We start from the raw sequence: 18,626 nt of genomic DNA on the forward strand, positions 1-18,626 counted from the left end.
GCAATGACGTCCTCTCGCACAGTCCATGCGCGCCATCACACGCAGTTCCTCGGAGCCCTCGGCCTCGCGGTGATCATCATGGTGTCTGCCTTCCTGATCGCGACCTACCAGCGAGTCTTCGCCGACGTGGTGACCGTGACGGTCCAGACCGATCGCGGTGGCCTGCTGCTCGACAAGGGTGCCCGCGTCCGCATGTCCGGGGTCCCGGTCGGTGCGGTGACCAGCACCAAGGTCCAGGAGGACGGAACAGTCGCGGTCGGGGTGTCCCTCGACGCCGACAAGGCGGCTCTGGTGCCAGCTGATGCCGTCGCGACCATCCGCGCCACGACAGCTTTCGGGTCGAAGTTCGTCGACTTGCGCACGCCAGCCGAGCGCACGGCCAAGGGAGCGATCGCCGATGGCGATGTCATCAAGGCCAGCGGCGTTACCGTCGAGGTGAATGACGTGTTCCAGCACGGGCTCTCAGTGCTGGAAGCGGTCGATCCCGTGAAGCTCAATTCCACCCTGACCGCGGCCGCGACCGCACTGGAGGGGCGTGGCGAGAAGTTCGGGCAGTTCTTCACTGACTGGGACAGCTACCTCACGGCGGTCGAACCCCACCTCGACGAGCTCGAGACCGACCTGTCCGCTTCCCCGGATGTGTTTCGGACGTACGCCGATGTCGCCCCCCAGTTCATCGAGACCGGCGACAACTTCGCCACGACGAGTGAGACGCTGGTTGCTGACCAGGCGAAGTTCGATGCCCTCCTCAAGGAGACGCCGAAGGCCGCCGACTCCATCTCGCGGTTCCTCAATGCGGTCGAGCGCCCACTGGGTGCTTTCAACACCCAGTTGCTCCCGTTCTCCGCTCTGGGCGCTGAATACGCCCCGGAGTTCGGGTGCCTGATCAAGTCGGTTCGTACGCACATCGAGATCATCGACAAGGCCTTCGGCAAGACGGTCGATGGAGAGCACTACCTCTATGCCAAGACGGGGTTCCTGCCGAGCATCAACCCGTACACCTTGGAGAAGAACCGGCCCAAGCTTGTGACCGATGTCGGTCCACTCTGTTATCGAGAGGCAACGGCTGAGCGTCCGACGGTGCCGCATGTCGACTTTGACGACGGGACCGCGGGAACGTACTCCGAGGCCAACACCGCTAAGCCGGTCGGGGTCGGCGACAACCCCCTCCAGCTCTATTCGAACCTGGTCGATGACTGGTTCGGCAGCGAGGTCCTTGCGAAGCTCTTCGAGGCGCGGAATGGAGTAGACCAGTGAGGATCACCAGGGGACCGCTGATCAAGGTTCTGGCCTTCGTCCTGACGATGGGCTTCCTGATCAGCATGGTCGGGATCGTCTTCGGCCGAGTCAGGATCCAGCCGAGCAACGAGTTCGACGCGCTCTTCACCGACGCGTCGGGCATCAGTGCCGGGAGCGACGTGCGCGGCAACGGTGTTGCGGTGGGCACCGTCAAGGCGATCGCGCTCGATGATGACGGCCGGGCGCGGGTCACCTTCACCGTCGCCGAGGACGTCGCGTTGAACGAAGCCACCGATGCCCGTATCCGGTACGCGAACCTCACGGGTGACCGTTACCTCGACCTGACGCCAGGTGCCGAGGGCGCTGCGCCGCTGGAGCCGGGCGCGACGATCCCGCTTGAGCGGACCCAGCCGGCACTCGATCTGGACCAGTTCTTCCAGGGCTTCGACCCGCTGATGCGGGCCCTCGACGCTGACGAGGTCAATGAGCTCGCCACCAACGTCATCAACGTTACCCAAGGACAGTCGGGCGCCGTGGAATCGATGCTGGCCAACGTTGGGTCATTCACCAGCCGCCTGGCTGAGCGCGACGAGCTGATCGGTTCAACGATCACCAACCTCTCAGCAGCGCTCACCGTCATCGATGGGCACCACGAGGAGCTCGACAACCTCGTTGTCGGCCTGGCCGGCCTGATGGACGGGTTCGCGAAGGACCGAGAGGCAATCGGGTCGTCGTTGGCGTCGATCAACAAGGGTGCGGCTGCCACGGCTGACCTGCTTGAACGGATCCGGCCCGGGGTGAAGGCCAATATCGACCAGATCGGCCGACTGGCCAGGTCGATCAACGACAACGAGAACGACGTTCGCGAGGTGCTGGACATCTATCCGCGAGTGGTCAAGAAGCTCGGACGACTCGGTGCCTACGGCTCCTTCTTCAACTTCTACCTGTGCGGGGTCAAGCTCAAGCTCGATCTGCCGGGTGAGGACCTCGACGTCTACACGCCGTGGGTCATCGACAACACCGGACGATGTGGCGGGGAGCAACGCTGATGGCAACGCGGAAGAAGTCCAATGGCAAGGTTCGCCCGATGCGCCTGGCCTTCAGCGAGATGGACCTGGGCAAGATCGGCCTCGTCGGGCTGATCCTTACCGTGGCGATCCTCGCTGGTGCACTGAACATCGGCAAGGTGCTGTCCCTGGTGGGCAACGCCACCTACACCGCTGACATGACCGAGGCAGGTGGCCTGCGCTCGGGCGACGACGTACGGGTCGCCGGCATCAAGGTCGGGAAGGTCAACGGCGTCGAACTGGCGGACGACCATGTGGTCGTGACCTTCGGTATCGAGGACATCGACCTCGGCGACAAGACCCGGGCAACGGTCAAGAGTGACAACGCGCTCGGCAGCAAGTTCCTCGCGGTCGAACCCCTGGGCTCCGGTGACATCGACCACATCGCGATCGAGCGCACCGACGCGGGCTTCGCAGTCAACGAGGAGCTGGGCAAGCTGACGACTGCGACCGCCGAGATTGACGAGGATGCGCTGGCAAAGTCGTTCGAGTCGGTGAGCGCCGTGCTCAACGCGACCCCGACGGAGTTCCGATCTGCCCTTGAGGGGGTGAGCGCACTGTCGACCACGCTCAGCTCGCGGGACTCGGACCTGGCTGCGCTCCTGGACAAGGCCAGCAACGTTTCCTCGATCCTGGCCGAGCGCAACAAGGACATCACGTCGATCCTCGGTGACGGCAGCTTGCTGTTCGACGAGCTCCGTCAGCGTCGGGAAGTACTGGGCAACTTGTTGCGCAACGTGCAGAAGGCGACGGTCCAGTTGAATGGGCTGGCCACGGACAACAAGAGCTCCCTGAAGCCGGCTCTCACCGAACTGCGGCAGACGGCGACCTTGCTGACGGAGTACAGGAGCACGCTCAAGCTGGCGCTCAAGGCGACTGGTGGTTACATCCGGTCGTTGGGTGAGTCCGTCGCCGGTGGCCCGTTCTTCCAGGCTTACGTCGCCAACATCGGTTCTCCCGAGGACCTCGGCACCGGCGGCCTCGCCGGACTCCTCGAAGGGCAAGGTGCGTTCTGATGAGCAGCAAGATGGTCAAGATCGGCTTGGCAATCGCGGTCGCCCTCACCTTCGGAGGCTTCCTGTTCGCGGACCAGAGCAAGGTGCACGTCACGGCGTACTTCGCGCAGTTCAAGGGGATCTACGTCGGCGACGACGTCACCGCATTGGGCGTGCCGATCGGCACCGTCACCTCGGTCGAGCCGCAGGCCGATCGGGTGAAGGTCGAGCTGGAGATCGATCCTGATCACCCTGTTCCTGCCGACGTCCGTGCAGCGGTCGTCGCGTCCTCGCTCGTGTCGGTGCGTTCCATCGTGCTCGGTCCCGTCGGGGCCGACGGGGAGGAACTGGAGGATGGCGCGACCATCCCTTTGGCACGCACGGCGATCCCTGTCGAGTGGGACGACATCAAGGATCAGTTGGTCGACCTTTCGTCTGCCCTGGGTCCCAGTGGGGCCAACAAGAATGGCGCCACGAGTGACCTCATCTCCTCCGGGGCGAAGTGGCTCGAGGGCACGGGCGACACCCTGAACCAGACGATCACCGACGTCTCTGAGGCGATGAGCACGTTGTCGGACAACGGCGGCGACCTCTTCGCCACCGTTCGAAATCTGCAGGTGTTCGTCACCGCGATCAAGGGCAGCGACACGCAGGTGCGTCAGTTCGCCGAGAGGCTGGCCGAGGTCGCGTCGATCCTGGATGCCGACCGGCTGGTGCTGGACGGGGCGCTCAGCGGTCTCAACTCCGCGTTCAAGAACGTCAACAGGTTCTTGAGGGAGAACAAGGACCTCACGATCTCGACGATCGAGGAGTTGCGGTCGACGACGTCCCTGTTGGCCACGAATCGGCAGGAGATCGCTGACATTCTGCAGGCAGCGCCGACCGCCGTCTCGAACTTCTACCAGATCCTCGACCCACGCGGCGGGTCGGGAACGCTGGTCACCGGTGAACTGGCAGTCAACAACCTGCAGGCACCGGCCCAGATCATCTGCGGTGCGCTCCTGGCGGCTGGCGGCGACCGCTCGACTTGTCAGACCGCGCTCACCCCGCTCCTCAAATATTTCGCTCTCAATGCGCCGCCCGTCGGGATTGGCCCTGTGACCAACAACGGGGCGGGTGACGGTGGTGTCGTGGATCCGGGCGACCCCGATTCTCAAGCGTCCTCCGGTTCCTCGGGAGGTGGGGGATCGTCGAGCTCCACTGACGACGCCGATCTGCTGGCACAGCTCGACAAGCTCTTGGGAGGGAACTGACATGGCGACGGTGGCGAAAGTGCGATCGCTCAGCCTGGGCGCAATGATCGCGTTGCTGCTGTCCGGCTGCAGTTGGACGGGTCTGAACTCGGTGTCGTTGCCGTTCACCAAGGGTGGTGGTGACGACAACATCGAGATCACCGTTGAGCTCGAGAACGCGGCGAACCTGGTGCCCAACTCGGAGGTCAAGTACGACGAGGTCACCATCGGGTCGGTCCGCAAGATCGAGCTGAAGGACTGGGTCGCGACACTGACTGTCGGGCTCGAGGGTGATGTGAAGCTCCCGGCCGACGTCACGGCGTCGGTCGCCCAGAAGAGCCTCCTCGGCGCGGAGTATCTCGAACTCAAGGATCCGGACGCGGAGTCGACGTCGGCGCAGGTGGAGTATCTGGCGTCTGGTGACGTGATCGACCGGAGCCGGACGGGCCGCTACCCCGAGACCGAAGAGGTGCTGTCGGCGGCGTCCCTGCTGCTCAACGGCGGGGGCCTTCCGCAGTTGCGCACGATCGCCCACGAGCTCAACAACGCTCTCGGTGGCCGCGACCAGGACGTCCGTTCGTTCATGCGCACCGTTAGCCGTTTCACCTCGCGCCTCGACCGGCAGCGTGACAACATCGCGTCGACGCTCACTCAGCTGAACCGTCTCTCGCGAACCGTGGTGAACGACCGCAACAAGGTTGACCGATTCCTCGAGGAAGTGCCCGGAGGGCTGCAGGCACTGACCGAGGAACGACGTCAGTTGGTTCGCGCCCTTCGCGCCGTCGATGACTTCGGTGATGTGGCCCACCGGGTGATCAACGGGACCAAACGGGATTTCCAGGAGAACCTGGACAACCTGGCGGTGATCACCAAGTCGCTGGCGAAGCATGGTGACAATCTGGCCAAGAGCGTTGAAGCGCTGACATACCCGTTCAACACCCGAGCGGCTGACCAGGTGGTGCACGGTGACTACCTCAACCTGATCACCGAGATCGAGGTCAGCCCTGGCAACTTGACCAAGTACTGGCTCGGTGGCACACCTCTCGACGGCCTGTTCCCGGCCATCATCGAGGGCGCTCCCACGGGACCAGCCACGGACGCGGGTAATCCCTTGTCCATCGACCCGCTGGAAGGCCTGCTCGACGGTGTAGGGGACGTCCTCGGTGGTCTCACCCAGGACAAGTCGGGTGCCAAGAAGAGCTCGTCGGCGACGTCTAGCGGCGACGACCTGCTTTCCAACCTGCTCGGGCCGCTCTTGGGAGGTAGCTGATGCTGTCCCGCGTCACGAAGACCAAACTGCTTGCGTTCGTCACCATCACGGCGATCACCCTGATGGTCACCGCCCTCTACTACGTCAAGCTGCCCCAGCAGGTCGGCATCGGGCGCTACGACCTGAGGGTCGAGCTGACCAACGCGGGCGGTCTCTACCCGCAGGCCATGGTCAACTACCGGGGGGTCGAAGTCGGCAAGGTCACGGCCGTCGACCTGCAGGAAGACGGATCGGTTCTGGCATCTCTCCAGGTGAATGACGGCGTCGACATTCCGGCGAACTCCATCGTCGAGGTGCGCAGCGCCTCGGTCATCGGCGAGCAGTACGTCAACTTCCTGCCTCCATCGGAGCCGAGCCGCGAGATCCTTGCGGACGGTGCCCGGATCCCGTCGCAGCAGACCGTGCTTCCGACGACGACCAACGACCTGCTCTCTTCGGTGGATGGCCTGTTGAAGTCCATCCCGGTCGGGGACCTGCGGACTGTTGTCGACGAACTCGGCAAGGCACTCGAGGGTGCGGGTGACGACCTCGGGCTCTTCGTGGACGCCAGCAGTACTTTCCAGGACGCTGCGCAGAAGAACCTGCCGGAGACGCTCAAGCTGATCGATGACTCCACCACGGTCCTAGGGACCCAGCAGGACCTCGATCCAGCAATCCGGTCCTTGGCGGGCAGTCTTGAGTCCTTCACTGGCCAACTCGAGGCGAGCAACGGGGAGCTGGAAGGCCTGATCGCAGCCGGGCAGCCCTTCATGGATGCCATTGGCGGCTTCGCCCTGGACCTCACCGGGGTCGCTCCCGGCATGCTCTCGGAACTGGCAGACGTCGGGGAGGTGCTGAAGGTGTACCGCGACGGCATCGAGCACATTCTCATCGTGTTCCCCGCCGTGACGGCGGCGTTCAACGCCGGTACTCCGGTAGATCGTCGGGCCGGACCTCGGGCACCGGTCAATCTCTGGTTCAAGCTGGGCTTTGACCCTCCGACCTGCACCAAGGGCTTCGAGCATGCCCAGAGCTTGCGCAACCCCGATGACATCTCGCCGGCTGACGCTCCGAGCGATTCCTGGTGCAAGGTCAAGCCGGATGATGTCCGAGCCTCGCGTGGCGCGCGCAACAGCCCCTGCCCGAACGGTGGCACTGGCGCCACCGCCAAGATCTGTGGCCTGGAGTTCACCAAGAGCGTGGTCTCGCGCGGCAAGGGCGACGAGCCTCGCGGCGCCGATCCTTTGCCCCTCTCCGGCTCCCTGGACCTCGGACTGACTTCGTTCCTGCTCAGTGGCGACATTCCCGGCGCCACGACGTGGCAGGACCTTCTGACAGGACTGGTGGCGCAATGAGATTGCCCGACAGAACCCGGATCTCCCGCGCGATGGCGGGCACGCGAGTTGCAGTGGTGGTTGGTCTGATTGCCGCCGCGGTGCTCGCCTGGCAGGCCGTCGTCTGGTTCGGTGACCGTCAGGACGAGGACCGACGTGACGAGGCGATCGCGGTCGCCCGTGCCCAGGTGCTCGACCTCACCACGCTCGATTCGGAGACCATCGACGCCAAGCTTGACGCGATGGGCAAGCGGCTCAGCGGAGCCTTCAAGCGTCAGTTCGAAGGTTTTGCACAGACATTCTCCGACGTCGTCAACGACGACAAGATCAGGGCCACGGGCGAACTGAAGTCGGTCGCCGTCGACCAATACGACGGCGAGGCGGCGTCCATACTGGTCGCGACCTCTGCGGAGGTCACGCACGGCGACGCCAAGAGGGCCACCACGAAGGACTACCGGATGAAGGTCGATCTGGAACACAAGGACGCCGGCTGGTTGATCACGGGCATGGAGTTCGTCGGATGAGTGCGACGACAGCGTCGGCAGCGGAGGAGAATGTCGTGGAAGATGAGACCCCGACAAGGCAGTCGCACCTTCGGCGTCTGCGGAACCCGCTGGCTGGGCGGACGCTCGGCCCGAGGATCTGGCTGGTCCCCGTGGTCCTGCTCGTCGGCGCCGGAGTCCTGGCTTTCGTCAACGATCGCAATGCTGACAACGCCCACGGCGCAAGCGACGCCCGCAAGGTGGTCACCACCCACGTGGAGGAACTCCTGAGCTACGACTTCCGGGAGCTCGAGAGTGATCTCGCGCGGGAGTCGAAATGGTTGACCGGGTCCTTCGCCGAGGAGTACCGGTCCCTGGTGACGGACAAGATCGCGCCGGCTGCGACCAAGGCACAGGTGGTGACCGACGCGAAGGTCTCCGCAAGCGGGGTGATCGATGCCCGCCATCACAAAGTTGAGCTGCTGCTGTTCGTCAACGTGACCACGCGGAGCAGCGAGCTCGCAGACGCCCGGACTGCCGGCAGCCGCCTCGTCGTCAAGGCCTCCTGGGTGGATGGTTCGTGGCGGATCAGTTCCCTCAAGCCCGTCTGATCCACCTCTACTGACCCTCGATTCCCGTTCGACGCCGCTACTCGCTGCGTCGGCGGCGTAGTACCCAACCCTCCGAAAGGATTACCGATGTCAGTCTTCACCTCGTCCGACGAGATGTATGAGGTCTTCACCCCGTTCATGCAGAGCCTGACGACCGACCCGGTGGTGGGCAAGAAGTTCTCTTCTGCGAACACGTCGTTCCGTGTCATCCACGAGGACCCCGACGGCGTCTTCCTGCTCGACGCCACGGTCGACCCTCCGGTTCTTTACGTCGGAGCGGATGCAGACGGTCGGGAGGCTGAGGTGGACCTGACGATGTCAGCCGAGGATGGCCACAAGTTCTGGCTGGGGCAGCTCAATCTGCCGGTTGCTCTCGCTCGTCGCAAGATCAAGGTGAACGGCGGTGTGGCCAAGCTGATGGGTCTCGTCCCTGCCCTCCAGCCGGCTTACGGGCTCTACCGAGAGCACCTGTCCGCCATTGGCCGTGAGATCTGACGTCTCGAAAATGTGCTGCCGATCATTGACACCCTTTCGTCGCGCCCCGTAACATTTTGAGACAGCGCGGCTTATTAATGCGTACGGCAGCGAAAGGTACATGATGACCACCACGGCACCGGAACTCCGGATCTTCGACTACGACACCTATGCCCAGGGAGACCCGACGACCTTCGGCCTGCCTCTCGAACAGTATCGCCACCTCCGTGACGAGGAGCCCTGCTTCCTGCAGGAGTTCGATGACCCGATGCTGATCGACCGGGCATGGGTGGTCAGCCGCAATGAGGACATCTGGGAGGTGGATCGCAACACGGAGCTTTACGCAGCCGACCGCGGCTACGTGAACATCTGGCAGGTCGTTCCCATCGACCCGAAGAACGGCGGCCTGCCGGCCATGCTGACCACCGACGGTCCCCGTCACCGTGAGCAGCGGCAGGTCCTCGCGAAGGCGTTCACGCCCGGGATGGTGCGCAAGCTGGAAGGCAAGTTCCGCAAGTACGCGAAGGACGTTGTCGACGACGCGCTCGAGAAGGGCACCTTCAACTTCGTTCACACCATCGCCCACAACATGCCGATGGAGGCGCTGGGCGATGTTCTCGGTGTCCCTCAGGAGGACCGGGCCAAATTCTTCGGCTGGGTCGACAAGTTCGCAGCTCCGTTCGACACCCGGATCACGGCGTCCTTCGACGAGGTGATGGAGGCTATTGGCAACCTCATGGTCTACTCCGAGGAACTCGCCGAGTTGAAGAGGGCGAACCCGGCCGACGACGTGATGTCTCGGTTGGTGGCCTCCGGTGAGGGCGGCAACCCGCTGATGTCGGCCGACGAGATCGTCGGCAACGTGGCGCTGCTTGCCAGCGGTGCGGCTGAGAGCACGCGCACGGCCATGTCGCACGGCATGCACGAGTTGATGCGCAACGAGAAGGCGATGGCCTGGATGCGTACGCACCAGGACAACCTCCCGCCGACCGTCATCCAGGAGATGGTGCGCATCGCGTCGCCCTTCACCCACCTGGTCCGCACCGCCACTCGCGATCACGAACTCCATGGCAAGCAGATCAAGGAAGGCGACATCGTCGCCATGCTGTTCGCTGCCGGGAACTTCGACGAGCGCGCCTTCGACCGGCCCGACGAGTTCCAGCCCGACCGAATCGAGAACCCGCACGTCAGCTTCGGTCGCGGCGCGCACAAGTGCCTCGGCCAGCACGTCGCCGCGCTCGAGATGAAGATCCTCTTCGAGGAGCTCTTCCAGCGGACCTCCAGCATCGAGCCGGCCGGTCCCATCAGCTACGTGCGTGACGCCTACTCGCGTGGCGTCTACGAACTGCCCGTCACGATCACCCCGGCCTGACCGCACCACGGATTCCCAGGAGAACACCATGAAGATCACCGTGGACACTGACCTCTGCGAGGTGCACGGCGACTGTGTCGTCGCCGCACCCGACATCTTCGACATCGGTGAGGACGACGACGTCGTCCAGATCCTCAATGCCGAGCCGGGCGAGGAGTACCGCAAGGCCATCGTCCAGGCCGTCAAGATGTGCCCGGTCGCCGCGATCCGGATCGAAGGCTGAGTGATGCAGGACGTCGTGGCTGTCGGAGGCGGCCTCGCTGGCTTCCGGTTTGCGCAGGGTCTGCGTGAGGCCGGCTACGACGGTCGGGTCACCATCGTTTCCGACGAGAAGCACCTGCCCTACGACCGGCCGCCCCTGTCCAAGCAGTTGCTGGCCGGCACGTACACCGAGGAGCAGTGCGCCCTGCCGGGCGACGCACCGGACGTGACCTGGGTGATGGGGCGCCGAGCCGAGCGGCTCGATCGTGAGCGTCGCGTCGTCGTCCTCGATGACGGCGCCGAGGTGGCCTACGACGGCCTGCTGATCGCGACCGGTCGGCGGGCTCGCACCTGGAACGGGCCGATGCCTGCTTCCGGCGTGCACACCCTGCGCGACCTCGAGGACACTGCAGCATTCAGGTCTGCGATCGACGCCGACGCCAAGGTCGTCATCGTCGGAGCCGGCTTCATCGGGTGCGAGGTCGCAGCGACCCTGCGCAAGGAGGGTGTCTCCGTCACCGTCGTGGACGTGGCCGCCTACCCGATGCCGGTCATGGGCTCCGAAGTCGGTGCCCGTGCGGCCGCCATCCACGAGGCGCAGGGAGTCCGCTTCCGACTCGGACGTGGAGTCGCCGGCTTCGAGGGCGAGGAGCGAGTGACCGGCGTGCGTCTGGAGGACGGCGAACTGCTCGAAGCCACCGTCGTGCTGGTGGCGGTCGGCTCGGTCCCGAACTCGGAGTGGTTCGAGGACGCCGGACTAAGCATGGATCGGAGCGTCGTGGTCTGCGACGCGACCTGCACGGTGATCGACGCGAGCGGCCAGCCCGTGCCCGAGATCGTGGCGGCCGGAGACATCGCCGCCTGGCCGCACCACCACGGCGACGGTGCCGCGGTCTGCATCGAGCACTGGTCGAATGCCCGCGACATGGCCGACCTGGCCGCTGTCAATCTGCTGCTCCCGATCAGCGACCGGTCGCCGATGGCCGCAACGGCCTCGGTCCCGACCTTCTGGTCCGACCAGTACGACGTGAAGATCAAGTCCGCCGGATTCCTGCGGGCCGCCGACTCGTGGACGATCGTCGCGGAGGACCCCGAGAAACCGTCGCTCCTGGTCGAGGGACACCGCAACGGCGAGCTCGTCGGCGCCATCGCGTTCAACATGAACCGGAGCATCATCGGCTACCAGCGCCAGCTGGCGGCACCCGCTCCTTCCTGACCTGTTTCACCCCTGACTCTCACCGTGCGATGGCGCACGAAGTCCTGAACTCGAAAAAGATGGAGCCTGACATGGCCAAGCGCCCGACCTCTAGGAATTTGCGTGCCAACGAAGCCGACTACGTGGTCGTGGGCTCCGGCAGCTCCGGCGCGGTCGTCGCCAGCCGGCTCGCCCAGTCGGGCGCCAGCGTGATCATGCTGGAGGCCGGAAAGTCCGACAACAAGGGCATGCACGGCTACTTCACGAAGAAGCCGGGCATGGTGGCGCCGATGCACTTCGAGGCGCGCCTGGAGAAGGGCTTCGACTGGGGCTACAAGTCGACGCCCCAGGTCAGCGCCGGTGGCCGCGAGATGCTGGTGACCCGCGGCAAGGTCATGGGTGGGTCGAGCTCGGTCAACGGCATGGTCTACGTGCGCGGCAACCGCGCCAACTTCGACTCGTGGGCTGCCGAGGGCAACACCGGCTGGTCCGCCGACGAGGTCAATGCCGCCTACAAGCGGTCCGAGGACTTCGAGGACGGCGAGGACGAGTTCCGCGGCTCCGGTGGACCGATCAAGGTCACCCGCAACAAGATCGCCCAGGAGGGCACGCATCAGTTCATCCAGGCGACCTCCGACACCCTCGGCGTCAAGATCAACGACGACTACAACGGGGCTGAGCAGGAGGGCATCTCCCTCATGCAGGAGAACGTCAAGGACGGCGTGCGCTACTCCTCCACCCGGGGTTACGTCCACGACCTCGCTCCCCGCACGCTCGACGTCCAGACCGAGGTGCTGGCGACCCGGATCGTCATCGAGGGCAACCGCGCCGTGGGCGTCGAGGTCATCGACCAGGGGAAGGGCGGTGGCCGCCGGACGATCCGTGCGGCCAAGGAGGTCATCGTCTCCGGCGGCTTCGTCAACAGCCCGCAGTTGCTGATGCTCTCGGGCATCGGTCCTGCCGCGCACCTCGCCAGCCTCGGCATCGAGTGCATCGCTGACCTCCCGGTCGGCGACAACCTGCACGACCACCTGTTCCACCCACTCTCGTTCCACACGACGTCGATCAGCCACAAGTCGACGCCGGGGTTCTTCCTCAAGGGGATGGCCAGGAACCTCATGGGCAAGGACACGTTCCTGAACCACTCGATCTTCGAGTCCGTCGGCTTCGTGCGCAGCTCCCTGGCCACGGTCGCGCCCGACATCCAGCTGCACGCGATTCCGTGGAGCTACCCGGACCCGGGTGCGGGTGACCACGGCAAGCAGAAGCCGGACCCGCGACCGTCCCTGGGCGTCTTCGCCACGCTGATCTATCCCAAGAGCCGCGGAACACTGCGGCTGGCGTCGGCAGACCCGACGGTCGCCCCGCTCATCGACTACGGCTACCTCAACGAGCCCGACGACCTGAAGGTTCTGGCTGAGGGCACCGAGATGGCTCGCGCCATCATGGCGGCCGCGGCGTTCGGTGGCGCGGTCAAGGAGGAGATCTATCCCGGCGCTGACGCGCCGAACGGCAACATGAACGATGCCCTGCGCCGTCGCGTCGTCTCGGTCATGCACGCCGTCGGCACCTGCCGGATGGGTGTCGACGATCGTGCCGTGGTCGGCCCCGATCTCAAGGTTCGCGGCATCGAGGGCCTGCGGGTGGCCGACGCCTCGATCATGCCGAGCATCACTGGCGGCAACACGAACGCGCCGTGCTACATGATCGGTGAGCGAGCCTCGGACTTCATCCTCGGGAGGGCCTGACCGCGCACAGCGCCCGGCAACAGCGGTTGCCCGGCCGGGCTGCTGTTAGTTCTGCGGCTTCTTCGCGGCGGTCTTCTTCGCCGGCCTGGAGTCGGCCTTCGGGGCCTGCAGGGAGCGCACCATGTTGACGGCGATCTCGGTGATCTCGTCGGGGCTGTACTTCTCCTTGGGTCTGTACCACCGCGACACCCAGATGCACGAGCCGAGCAGCAGTCGCGCGGTGATCACGGGATCGGCGGGGGCCAGGATCCCGGCGTCCATGTTGTCCTTGATGACACTGACCCAGATCTTCTCGAACTCGCGGCTCCACTTGTGCCAGCGCTCGAGCACCTCGGGGGGCAGGTCGCCGCCGCCGAAGAAGACCGGCATGTAGCGACGCATCCGGATCGCCGCGTCGACCTGCAGCCGAACCAGGCCCAGCAGTTGCTCGGCCGGGTCGTCAACCTCCTTGACCATGGCCCTGGCGTTCTCGGTGAGCTCGCCCGTGCTCCGTTCGAAGAGGATGCCGATCAGGTGTTCCTTGGTGGGAACGGTCCGGTAGAGGGTCGCGCGGCTGACCGAGAGCTTTTCGGCGGTGTCGAGGATGGAGACGGCTTCGAGGCCGCCCTCGGCGAAAAGCTCGGCGACGGCATGCGACGGCATCCGGGTCGATGTCCAGGCGGGGGCGGCCGCGGGGGCGGGGCGCCTTGGGGCTGGGATCTGCGGTCATGGCTGGCTCCCTGGCGTTCTCGCTGCATCGCCGCGGTGCGCGGCCGTGCTCCTAGATTACCGACGTCCTATCTCAAATCGTTGTTGGTGTCGACCTTCGCGGGGCGCGAACCCGCGATTCGTTGCCCAAGTCGACCTGATCCACTTGTATTGAGACGCCGGTTCTCATAACCTTTGCACATGAGCGCTTCCCCTGAGACGCCGGTCGAGACCCCGGACCGGTCCGCATTCCCGGAACCGTCGGTCGTCGTGGTCCGCAATCCCGCCGACGACACCGTCGTCGGCACCGTGCCCGACATGACCGCGACCGAGGTCGCCGATCTTGCCGCGCGGCTGCGCGCCGCGCAGCCCGCGTGGGAGGCTCTCGGCCCTGAAGGCCGCAAGGTGCACCTGCTGCGGTGGCTCGACTGGATCGTCGACAACAAGGAGCACATCCTCGGCCTGGTCCATCGTGAGGCGGGCAAGAGCTGGGGCGACGCGCAGATCGAGCTCCTGGTCGCCGTCGAGGTGATCAACTATTACGCGAAGAACGGTGCCAGGTTCCTCGCCGACGAGACTCCTTCGCCGCACAACGTCTCGGCGATCACCAAGCGACTGCGCCTGATCCGGCGCCCGTACCAGCTGGTCGGCATCATCACGCCCTGGAACTATCCCCTCGCCATGCCGATGATGGACGTGCCCGGCGCGCTCATGGCCGGCGCCGCGGTCATGACCAAGCCGTCCGAGGTCACCCCGCTCGCGTGGGCGGAGGTCGTTCGCGGGTGGAATGAGGAGATCGGCGCGCCGCCGGTCCTCGGTCTCGCGTCCGGGCTCGGCCCGACCGGTGCGGCGGTGGTCGACGAGGTCGACATGGTCCAGTTCACCGGATCCACTGCGACCGGCCGCCGGATCGGTGTCCGCGCCGCAGAGCGGCTCATCCCGGCGAGCCTCGAGCTCGGCGGCAAGGACGCGATGGTCGTGCTCGCCGACGCCGACCTCGACCGTGCGGTCGATGGAGCGGTGTGGGGCGGCCTGTTCAACGCCGGCCAGTCCTGCATCGCCGTCGAGCGTGTCTACGTCGAGGCGCCGGTGTACGACGAGTTCGTCGAGCGACTGGTCAACGCAGTGGACCGGATCCGCGTCGGCCACGACGCCCAGGGCTCCTTCGACGCCGACTACGGCGCGATGGCCAACGAGCAGCAGATGGGCATCGTCGAGCGTCAGGTGGCCGACGCCCTCGAGCGGGGCGCTCGCGCGTTGACCGGCGGTCGCCGGCTCGCCAAGGGGCTCTTCTTCCCGCCGACCGTTCTCGTCGACGTCGACCACTCGATGCTGGCGATGACCGAGGAGACCTTCGGCCCGTTGCTGCCCGTGATGAAGGTGGCCGACGAGGACGAGGCCGTGCGCCTCGCCAACGACTCGCCGTACGGCCTTGCCGGGAGCATCTGGACGAGCGATGCCGAGCGCGGTCTCCGCGTCGGACGGCGCATCGAGACCGGCGGCATGAACGTCAACAACGCGATGACGAACGTCTTCCAGTTCCCGCTGCCGATGGGTGGCTGGAAGTCCTCGGGACTCGGCCACCGCTTCGGCGGTGCCTACGGCATCCGGAAGTACTGCCGGCAGCAGGCGTTCGTGAGCGAGCGAGTGCATCTCAAGAAGGAGATCCACTGGTACCCGAACACGCGCCGGAAGGCCCAGGTGACCGACAAGGCACTCCGGCTGCTCGGCATGCACGACTGGCGCCGCCGTCTGGGACGCGCGGCCAAGTGATCACCCAGGACCAGGAGACAGAAATGAACGACACCGCAGCCCGCCCGCTCGATGCGGCGACCGTGCCGGAAGCCTTCCAGCGGACGGTGGCGGCGTACGGCGACAAGGTCGCCCTGCGCAGCATCGACGGCTCGACCAGCCTGACCTGGTCCGAACTGGACACCCGGGTCCGCAGCATCGCTGCAGGGCTTGCCGGCATCGGCGTCGGACGGCAGGACACGATCGCGATCATGCTGCCGAACACACCGGAGTGCCACATGATCGACTTCGGCGCCGTGCACCTCGGCGCCGTGCCCTTCGCGATCTTCAACAGCTCACCGGCCGAGCAGATCGCCCATCAGCTGGGCAACGCCGACGCCCGCTTCGTCGTGACGGAACTGGCCTTCCTCCCGAAGGTCCTCGACGCCGTCGCGCGTCTCGAGGGCCAGGTGGAGAAGGTGGTCGTCGTCGATGGCGAGGCCGACGGTGTCGTGACGCTCGCTGCCGTCGAGGCCGCCGGCGACCCGGACCACGACTTCGAGGCGGCCTGGCGCGCCGTCGACAAGGCCGATCTGGCGACCCTGATCTACACCTCGGGCACCACGGGACCGCCGAAGGGCGCCCAGTGGTCGCACAACACGGTCATGGCCGAGCAGCGAGCGCTGGATGCGGCGCTGCCGATGCCGGTCGACGGCATCATCTCGTTCCTGCCGATGGCGCACGCCGGCGGCCGGATCACTGCTCACTACATGTCGTTGGGCTACGGCGCGACGATCACGGCCTGCCCCGACATGAAGGAGGTGCCGCTGGCGCTGGGCACCAGTCACCCGGATGCCTTCTTCTCGGTCCCGCGGCTGTGGGAGAAGCTCCAGGTCGCCATCGAGGCGATGATCGCCGGGCAGCCCGACGAACAGCGCGCGGCCCTGCAGGAGGTCGTCCACCTCGGTCTCGAGCGGGTCAACGCGGTCGAGGCCGGCAGTGGGGTGCCCGCCGAGGTGGCGGCTGAGCTGGTTGCGCGCCACGACGCGATCCTCGACCGGATCGCGCCGCTGCTCGCCCGACTCGGCCTGGACAACATCAAGGCCGCCTTCGTCGGTGGAGCGCCGTCGAGCCCGGAGTTGTCCCAGTTCTTCCGCGCCGTCGGCGTACCGATGCTCGAGGCCTACGGCCTGACCGAGGGCTCGCTCAACGTCTTCAACCGGGTGGACGACTACAAGACCGGGACGGCCGGCAAGGCGCTGCCCGGCGTCGAGGTACGTCTCGCCGAGGATGGCGAACTGCTTTGTCGCGGTGAGCTCAACTTTGCTGGCTACCGCAAGCAGCCCGAGGCAACCGCGGAGGCACTCGACGCCGAGGGGTGGCTGCACACCGGCGACATCGCGACCATCGACGAGCACGGCTTCATCGCGATCGTCGACCGCAAGAAGGAGATCATCATCAACTCGGCCGGCAAGAACATGTCGCCGGCCAACATCGAGTCGACAGTGCGGGGAGAGAGCTCCCTGGTCGGGCAGGTCGTCGCCATCGGTGATGCGCGCAAGTTCGTCAGTGCGCTGATCACCCTCGATCCGGAAGCCGCTCCGGTGCACGCGAAGAACCTCGGACTCGAGGGGTTGGATCTCGACGACCTGGTCGCCTCACCCGTGCTGCAGGCCGAGATCGCCTCGATCGTGGAGCGTGCCAACAAGCGGCTCCACGGCAACGAGCAGATCAAGAAGTTCACGGTGCTGGGCTCGGCCTGGTTGCCGGACTCCGACGAGCTCACTCCGACCGCGAAGCTCAAGCGCCGGGTCATCCACGTGAAGTACGCCGACGCGATCGAGGGGATGTACGCCGAGTGATGCACGATTCTCCCGGTCCGCTCGCGGGCCTGAAGGTCGTGGAGCTGGCCGGCATCGGGCCGGGTCCCTACGCCGCGATGCTGCTGGCGGACATGGGGGCCGAGGTGGTCCGTGTCGAGAGGCCCGGGCCGCAGGGCAGTTCGGTGCCTCCGGAGAAGGACGTGCTGCGACGCAACCGTCGTTCCGTCGTGCTCGACCTCCGTGACCCGCGCGGCGTGGCGGCGGTGCTCGAACTGGTCGCTGGGGCCGACGTACTGCTCGAAGGCTTTCGTCCGGGGGTCACCGAGCGGTTGGGCCTGGGGCCCGACGACTGCCGGGCCGTCAACCCTCGCCTGGTCTACGGCCGGATGACCGGATGGGGCCAGGAGGGACCGCTCGCCAGTGCGGCGGGGCACGACATCGGCTACATCGCCATCACCGGCGCGCTCGGTGCGATCGGCGACGCGGACGGACGACCGGTTCCGCCGGTCAACCTGGTCGGCGACTTCGGTGGCGGCTCGACCTTCCTGGTGATGGGCGTGCTCGCGGCCTGCTGGGAAGCGGCACGCTCGGGACGCGGCCAGGTGGTGGACGCTGCGATCGTCGACGGCGCCGCCTCCCTGACCGGCCTGCTGCACGGGATGATGGCGGGCGGTCTGTGGCGCGACCGGCGCGGGGTGAACATGCTCGACGGCGGCCAGCCCTGGTATGACACCTACGCGACCTCCGACGGTCGCTGGATGGCCGTCGGGGCGCTGGAGCCCCAGTTCTACGCCGAGCTGGTCCGGCTGCTGGGGCTCGACCCGGCCGTGGCCGACCGCTCCGACCCGGAGCGCTGGCCCGCGCTGCGCACCGCCATCGCCGAGGCGTTCCTCGGCCGGACCCAGGTCGAGTGGACCGACGTCTTCGAGGGTACCGATGCCTGCGTCGCGCCGGTGCTCTCGCTCACCGAGGCCGCCGACCACCCGCACCTGGCGAAGCGCGACACGTTCGTCGAGGTCGGGGGAGTCACGCAGCCGGCTCCGGCCCCGCGGTTCAGCAGGACGTCCTCGGGCATTCCGCATGCGCCGCCCTCCATCGGACAGGACACCCGCGAGGTGCTCGAGCAGTGGGGCGTCGCGGACGTCGGCGCGCTGATCGCCGACGGGGTCGCGGTCCAGAGCTGACC

Annotated in this window: 17 protein-coding genes; 16 read left to right on the top strand and 1 reads right to left on the bottom strand. The window is 66.2% G+C overall.

Annotated features, from left to right (window positions below):
* The first annotated feature begins 3 nt into the window (after positions 1-3).
* The 13 genes from HRC28_RS06390 to HRC28_RS06450 all read left to right on the top strand — a co-directional run bounded on the left by HRC28_RS06390 (position 4) and on the right by HRC28_RS06450 (position 13,199).
* Positions 4-1,257, top strand: a complete 1,254-nt coding sequence (locus tag HRC28_RS06390; protein WP_182379311.1) for an MCE family protein — start codon at positions 4-6, stop codon at positions 1,255-1,257.
* Complete coding sequence (locus HRC28_RS06395; RefSeq protein ID WP_182379312.1) at positions 1,254-2,288, top strand: MlaD family protein; 1,035 nt, start codon at positions 1,254-1,256, stop codon at positions 2,286-2,288. The genes HRC28_RS06390 and HRC28_RS06395 overlap by 4 nt, the downstream gene beginning before the upstream one ends.
* Complete coding sequence (locus HRC28_RS06400) at positions 2,288-3,322, top strand: MCE family protein (RefSeq protein WP_182379313.1); 1,035 nt, start codon at positions 2,288-2,290, stop codon at positions 3,320-3,322. Before HRC28_RS06395 ends, HRC28_RS06400 begins: the two co-directional genes overlap by 1 nt.
* Positions 3,322-4,554, top strand: a complete 1,233-nt coding sequence (locus tag HRC28_RS06405; protein ID WP_182379314.1) for an MCE family protein — start codon at positions 3,322-3,324, stop codon at positions 4,552-4,554. The genes HRC28_RS06400 and HRC28_RS06405 overlap by 1 nt, the downstream gene beginning before the upstream one ends.
* Positions 4,555-4,597: 43 nt before the next feature.
* Entirely contained in the window at positions 4,598-5,803 is a 1,206-nt protein-coding gene (locus HRC28_RS06410) for an MCE family protein (RefSeq protein WP_182379315.1), read from the top strand.
* Positions 5,803-7,137: an MlaD family protein gene (locus HRC28_RS06415; RefSeq protein ID WP_182379316.1), complete on the top strand. Its 1,335-nt coding sequence runs from the start codon at positions 5,803-5,805 to the stop codon at positions 7,135-7,137. Before HRC28_RS06410 ends, HRC28_RS06415 begins: the two co-directional genes overlap by 1 nt.
* Positions 7,138-7,193: 56 nt before the next feature.
* Positions 7,194-7,640, top strand: a complete 447-nt coding sequence (locus HRC28_RS06420) for a hypothetical protein (protein WP_182379317.1) — start codon at positions 7,194-7,196, stop codon at positions 7,638-7,640.
* A 35-nt stretch (positions 7,641-7,675) separates the two neighbouring features.
* Positions 7,676-8,209, top strand: coding sequence for a hypothetical protein (locus HRC28_RS06425; RefSeq protein ID WP_182379318.1), 534 nt, complete (start codon positions 7,676-7,678; stop codon positions 8,207-8,209).
* Between the two features lie 87 nt (positions 8,210-8,296).
* On the top strand, positions 8,297-8,704 hold the full coding sequence (locus HRC28_RS06430; protein WP_182379319.1) for an SCP2 sterol-binding domain-containing protein: 408 nt from the start codon (positions 8,297-8,299) through the stop codon (positions 8,702-8,704).
* A gap of 103 nt (positions 8,705-8,807) precedes the next feature.
* Positions 8,808-10,055 (top strand): cytochrome P450, encoded by a 1,248-nt coding sequence (locus HRC28_RS06435; RefSeq protein WP_182379320.1) that lies wholly within the window; start codon positions 8,808-8,810, stop codon positions 10,053-10,055.
* 28 nt (positions 10,056-10,083) lie between these two features.
* Positions 10,084-10,278 carry a ferredoxin gene (locus tag HRC28_RS06440; protein WP_182379321.1) on the top strand — a complete coding sequence of 65 codons (195 nt, stop codon included), beginning with the start codon at positions 10,084-10,086 and terminating at the stop codon, positions 10,276-10,278.
* A gap of 3 nt (positions 10,279-10,281) precedes the next feature.
* Positions 10,282-11,472, top strand: a complete 1,191-nt coding sequence (locus HRC28_RS06445) for an FAD-dependent oxidoreductase (RefSeq protein ID WP_182379322.1) — start codon at positions 10,282-10,284, stop codon at positions 11,470-11,472.
* Positions 11,473-11,570: 98 nt separating this feature from the next.
* On the top strand, positions 11,571-13,199 hold the full coding sequence (locus HRC28_RS06450; protein ID WP_237111726.1) for a GMC family oxidoreductase N-terminal domain-containing protein: 1,629 nt from the start codon (positions 11,571-11,573) through the stop codon (positions 13,197-13,199).
* 45 nt (positions 13,200-13,244) lie between these two features.
* Here HRC28_RS06450 and HRC28_RS06455 read toward each other — a convergent pair whose 3' ends face one another.
* On the bottom strand, positions 13,245-13,841 hold the full coding sequence (locus HRC28_RS06455; RefSeq protein ID WP_202033240.1) for a TetR/AcrR family transcriptional regulator: 597 nt from the start codon (positions 13,839-13,841) through the stop codon (positions 13,245-13,247).
* A gap of 246 nt (positions 13,842-14,087) precedes the next feature.
* Between HRC28_RS06455 and HRC28_RS06460 the strand changes: the two genes are divergently transcribed.
* The 3 genes from HRC28_RS06460 to HRC28_RS06470 are packed head-to-tail and all read left to right on the top strand — an operon-like array spanning position 14,088 to position 18,624.
* The gene (locus tag HRC28_RS06460) at positions 14,088-15,659 is read left to right on the top strand and encodes an aldehyde dehydrogenase family protein (protein ID WP_182379323.1); all 1,572 of its coding nucleotides are present in this window, start codon (positions 14,088-14,090) and stop codon (positions 15,657-15,659) included.
* Positions 15,660-15,682: 23 nt separating this feature from the next.
* Complete coding sequence (locus tag HRC28_RS06465; protein ID WP_182379324.1) at positions 15,683-17,479, top strand: AMP-dependent synthetase/ligase; 1,797 nt, start codon at positions 15,683-15,685, stop codon at positions 17,477-17,479.
* On the top strand, positions 17,479-18,624 hold the full coding sequence (locus HRC28_RS06470) for a CaiB/BaiF CoA-transferase family protein (RefSeq protein WP_182379325.1): 1,146 nt from the start codon (positions 17,479-17,481) through the stop codon (positions 18,622-18,624). Before HRC28_RS06465 ends, HRC28_RS06470 begins: the two co-directional genes overlap by 1 nt.
* The last annotated feature ends 2 nt before the right edge of the window (positions 18,625-18,626 follow it).

Origin of the sequence: Nocardioides sp. WS12 (assembly GCF_014108865.1) — a bacterium.
Lineage (GTDB): Bacteria > Actinomycetota > Actinomycetes > Propionibacteriales > Nocardioidaceae > Nocardioides.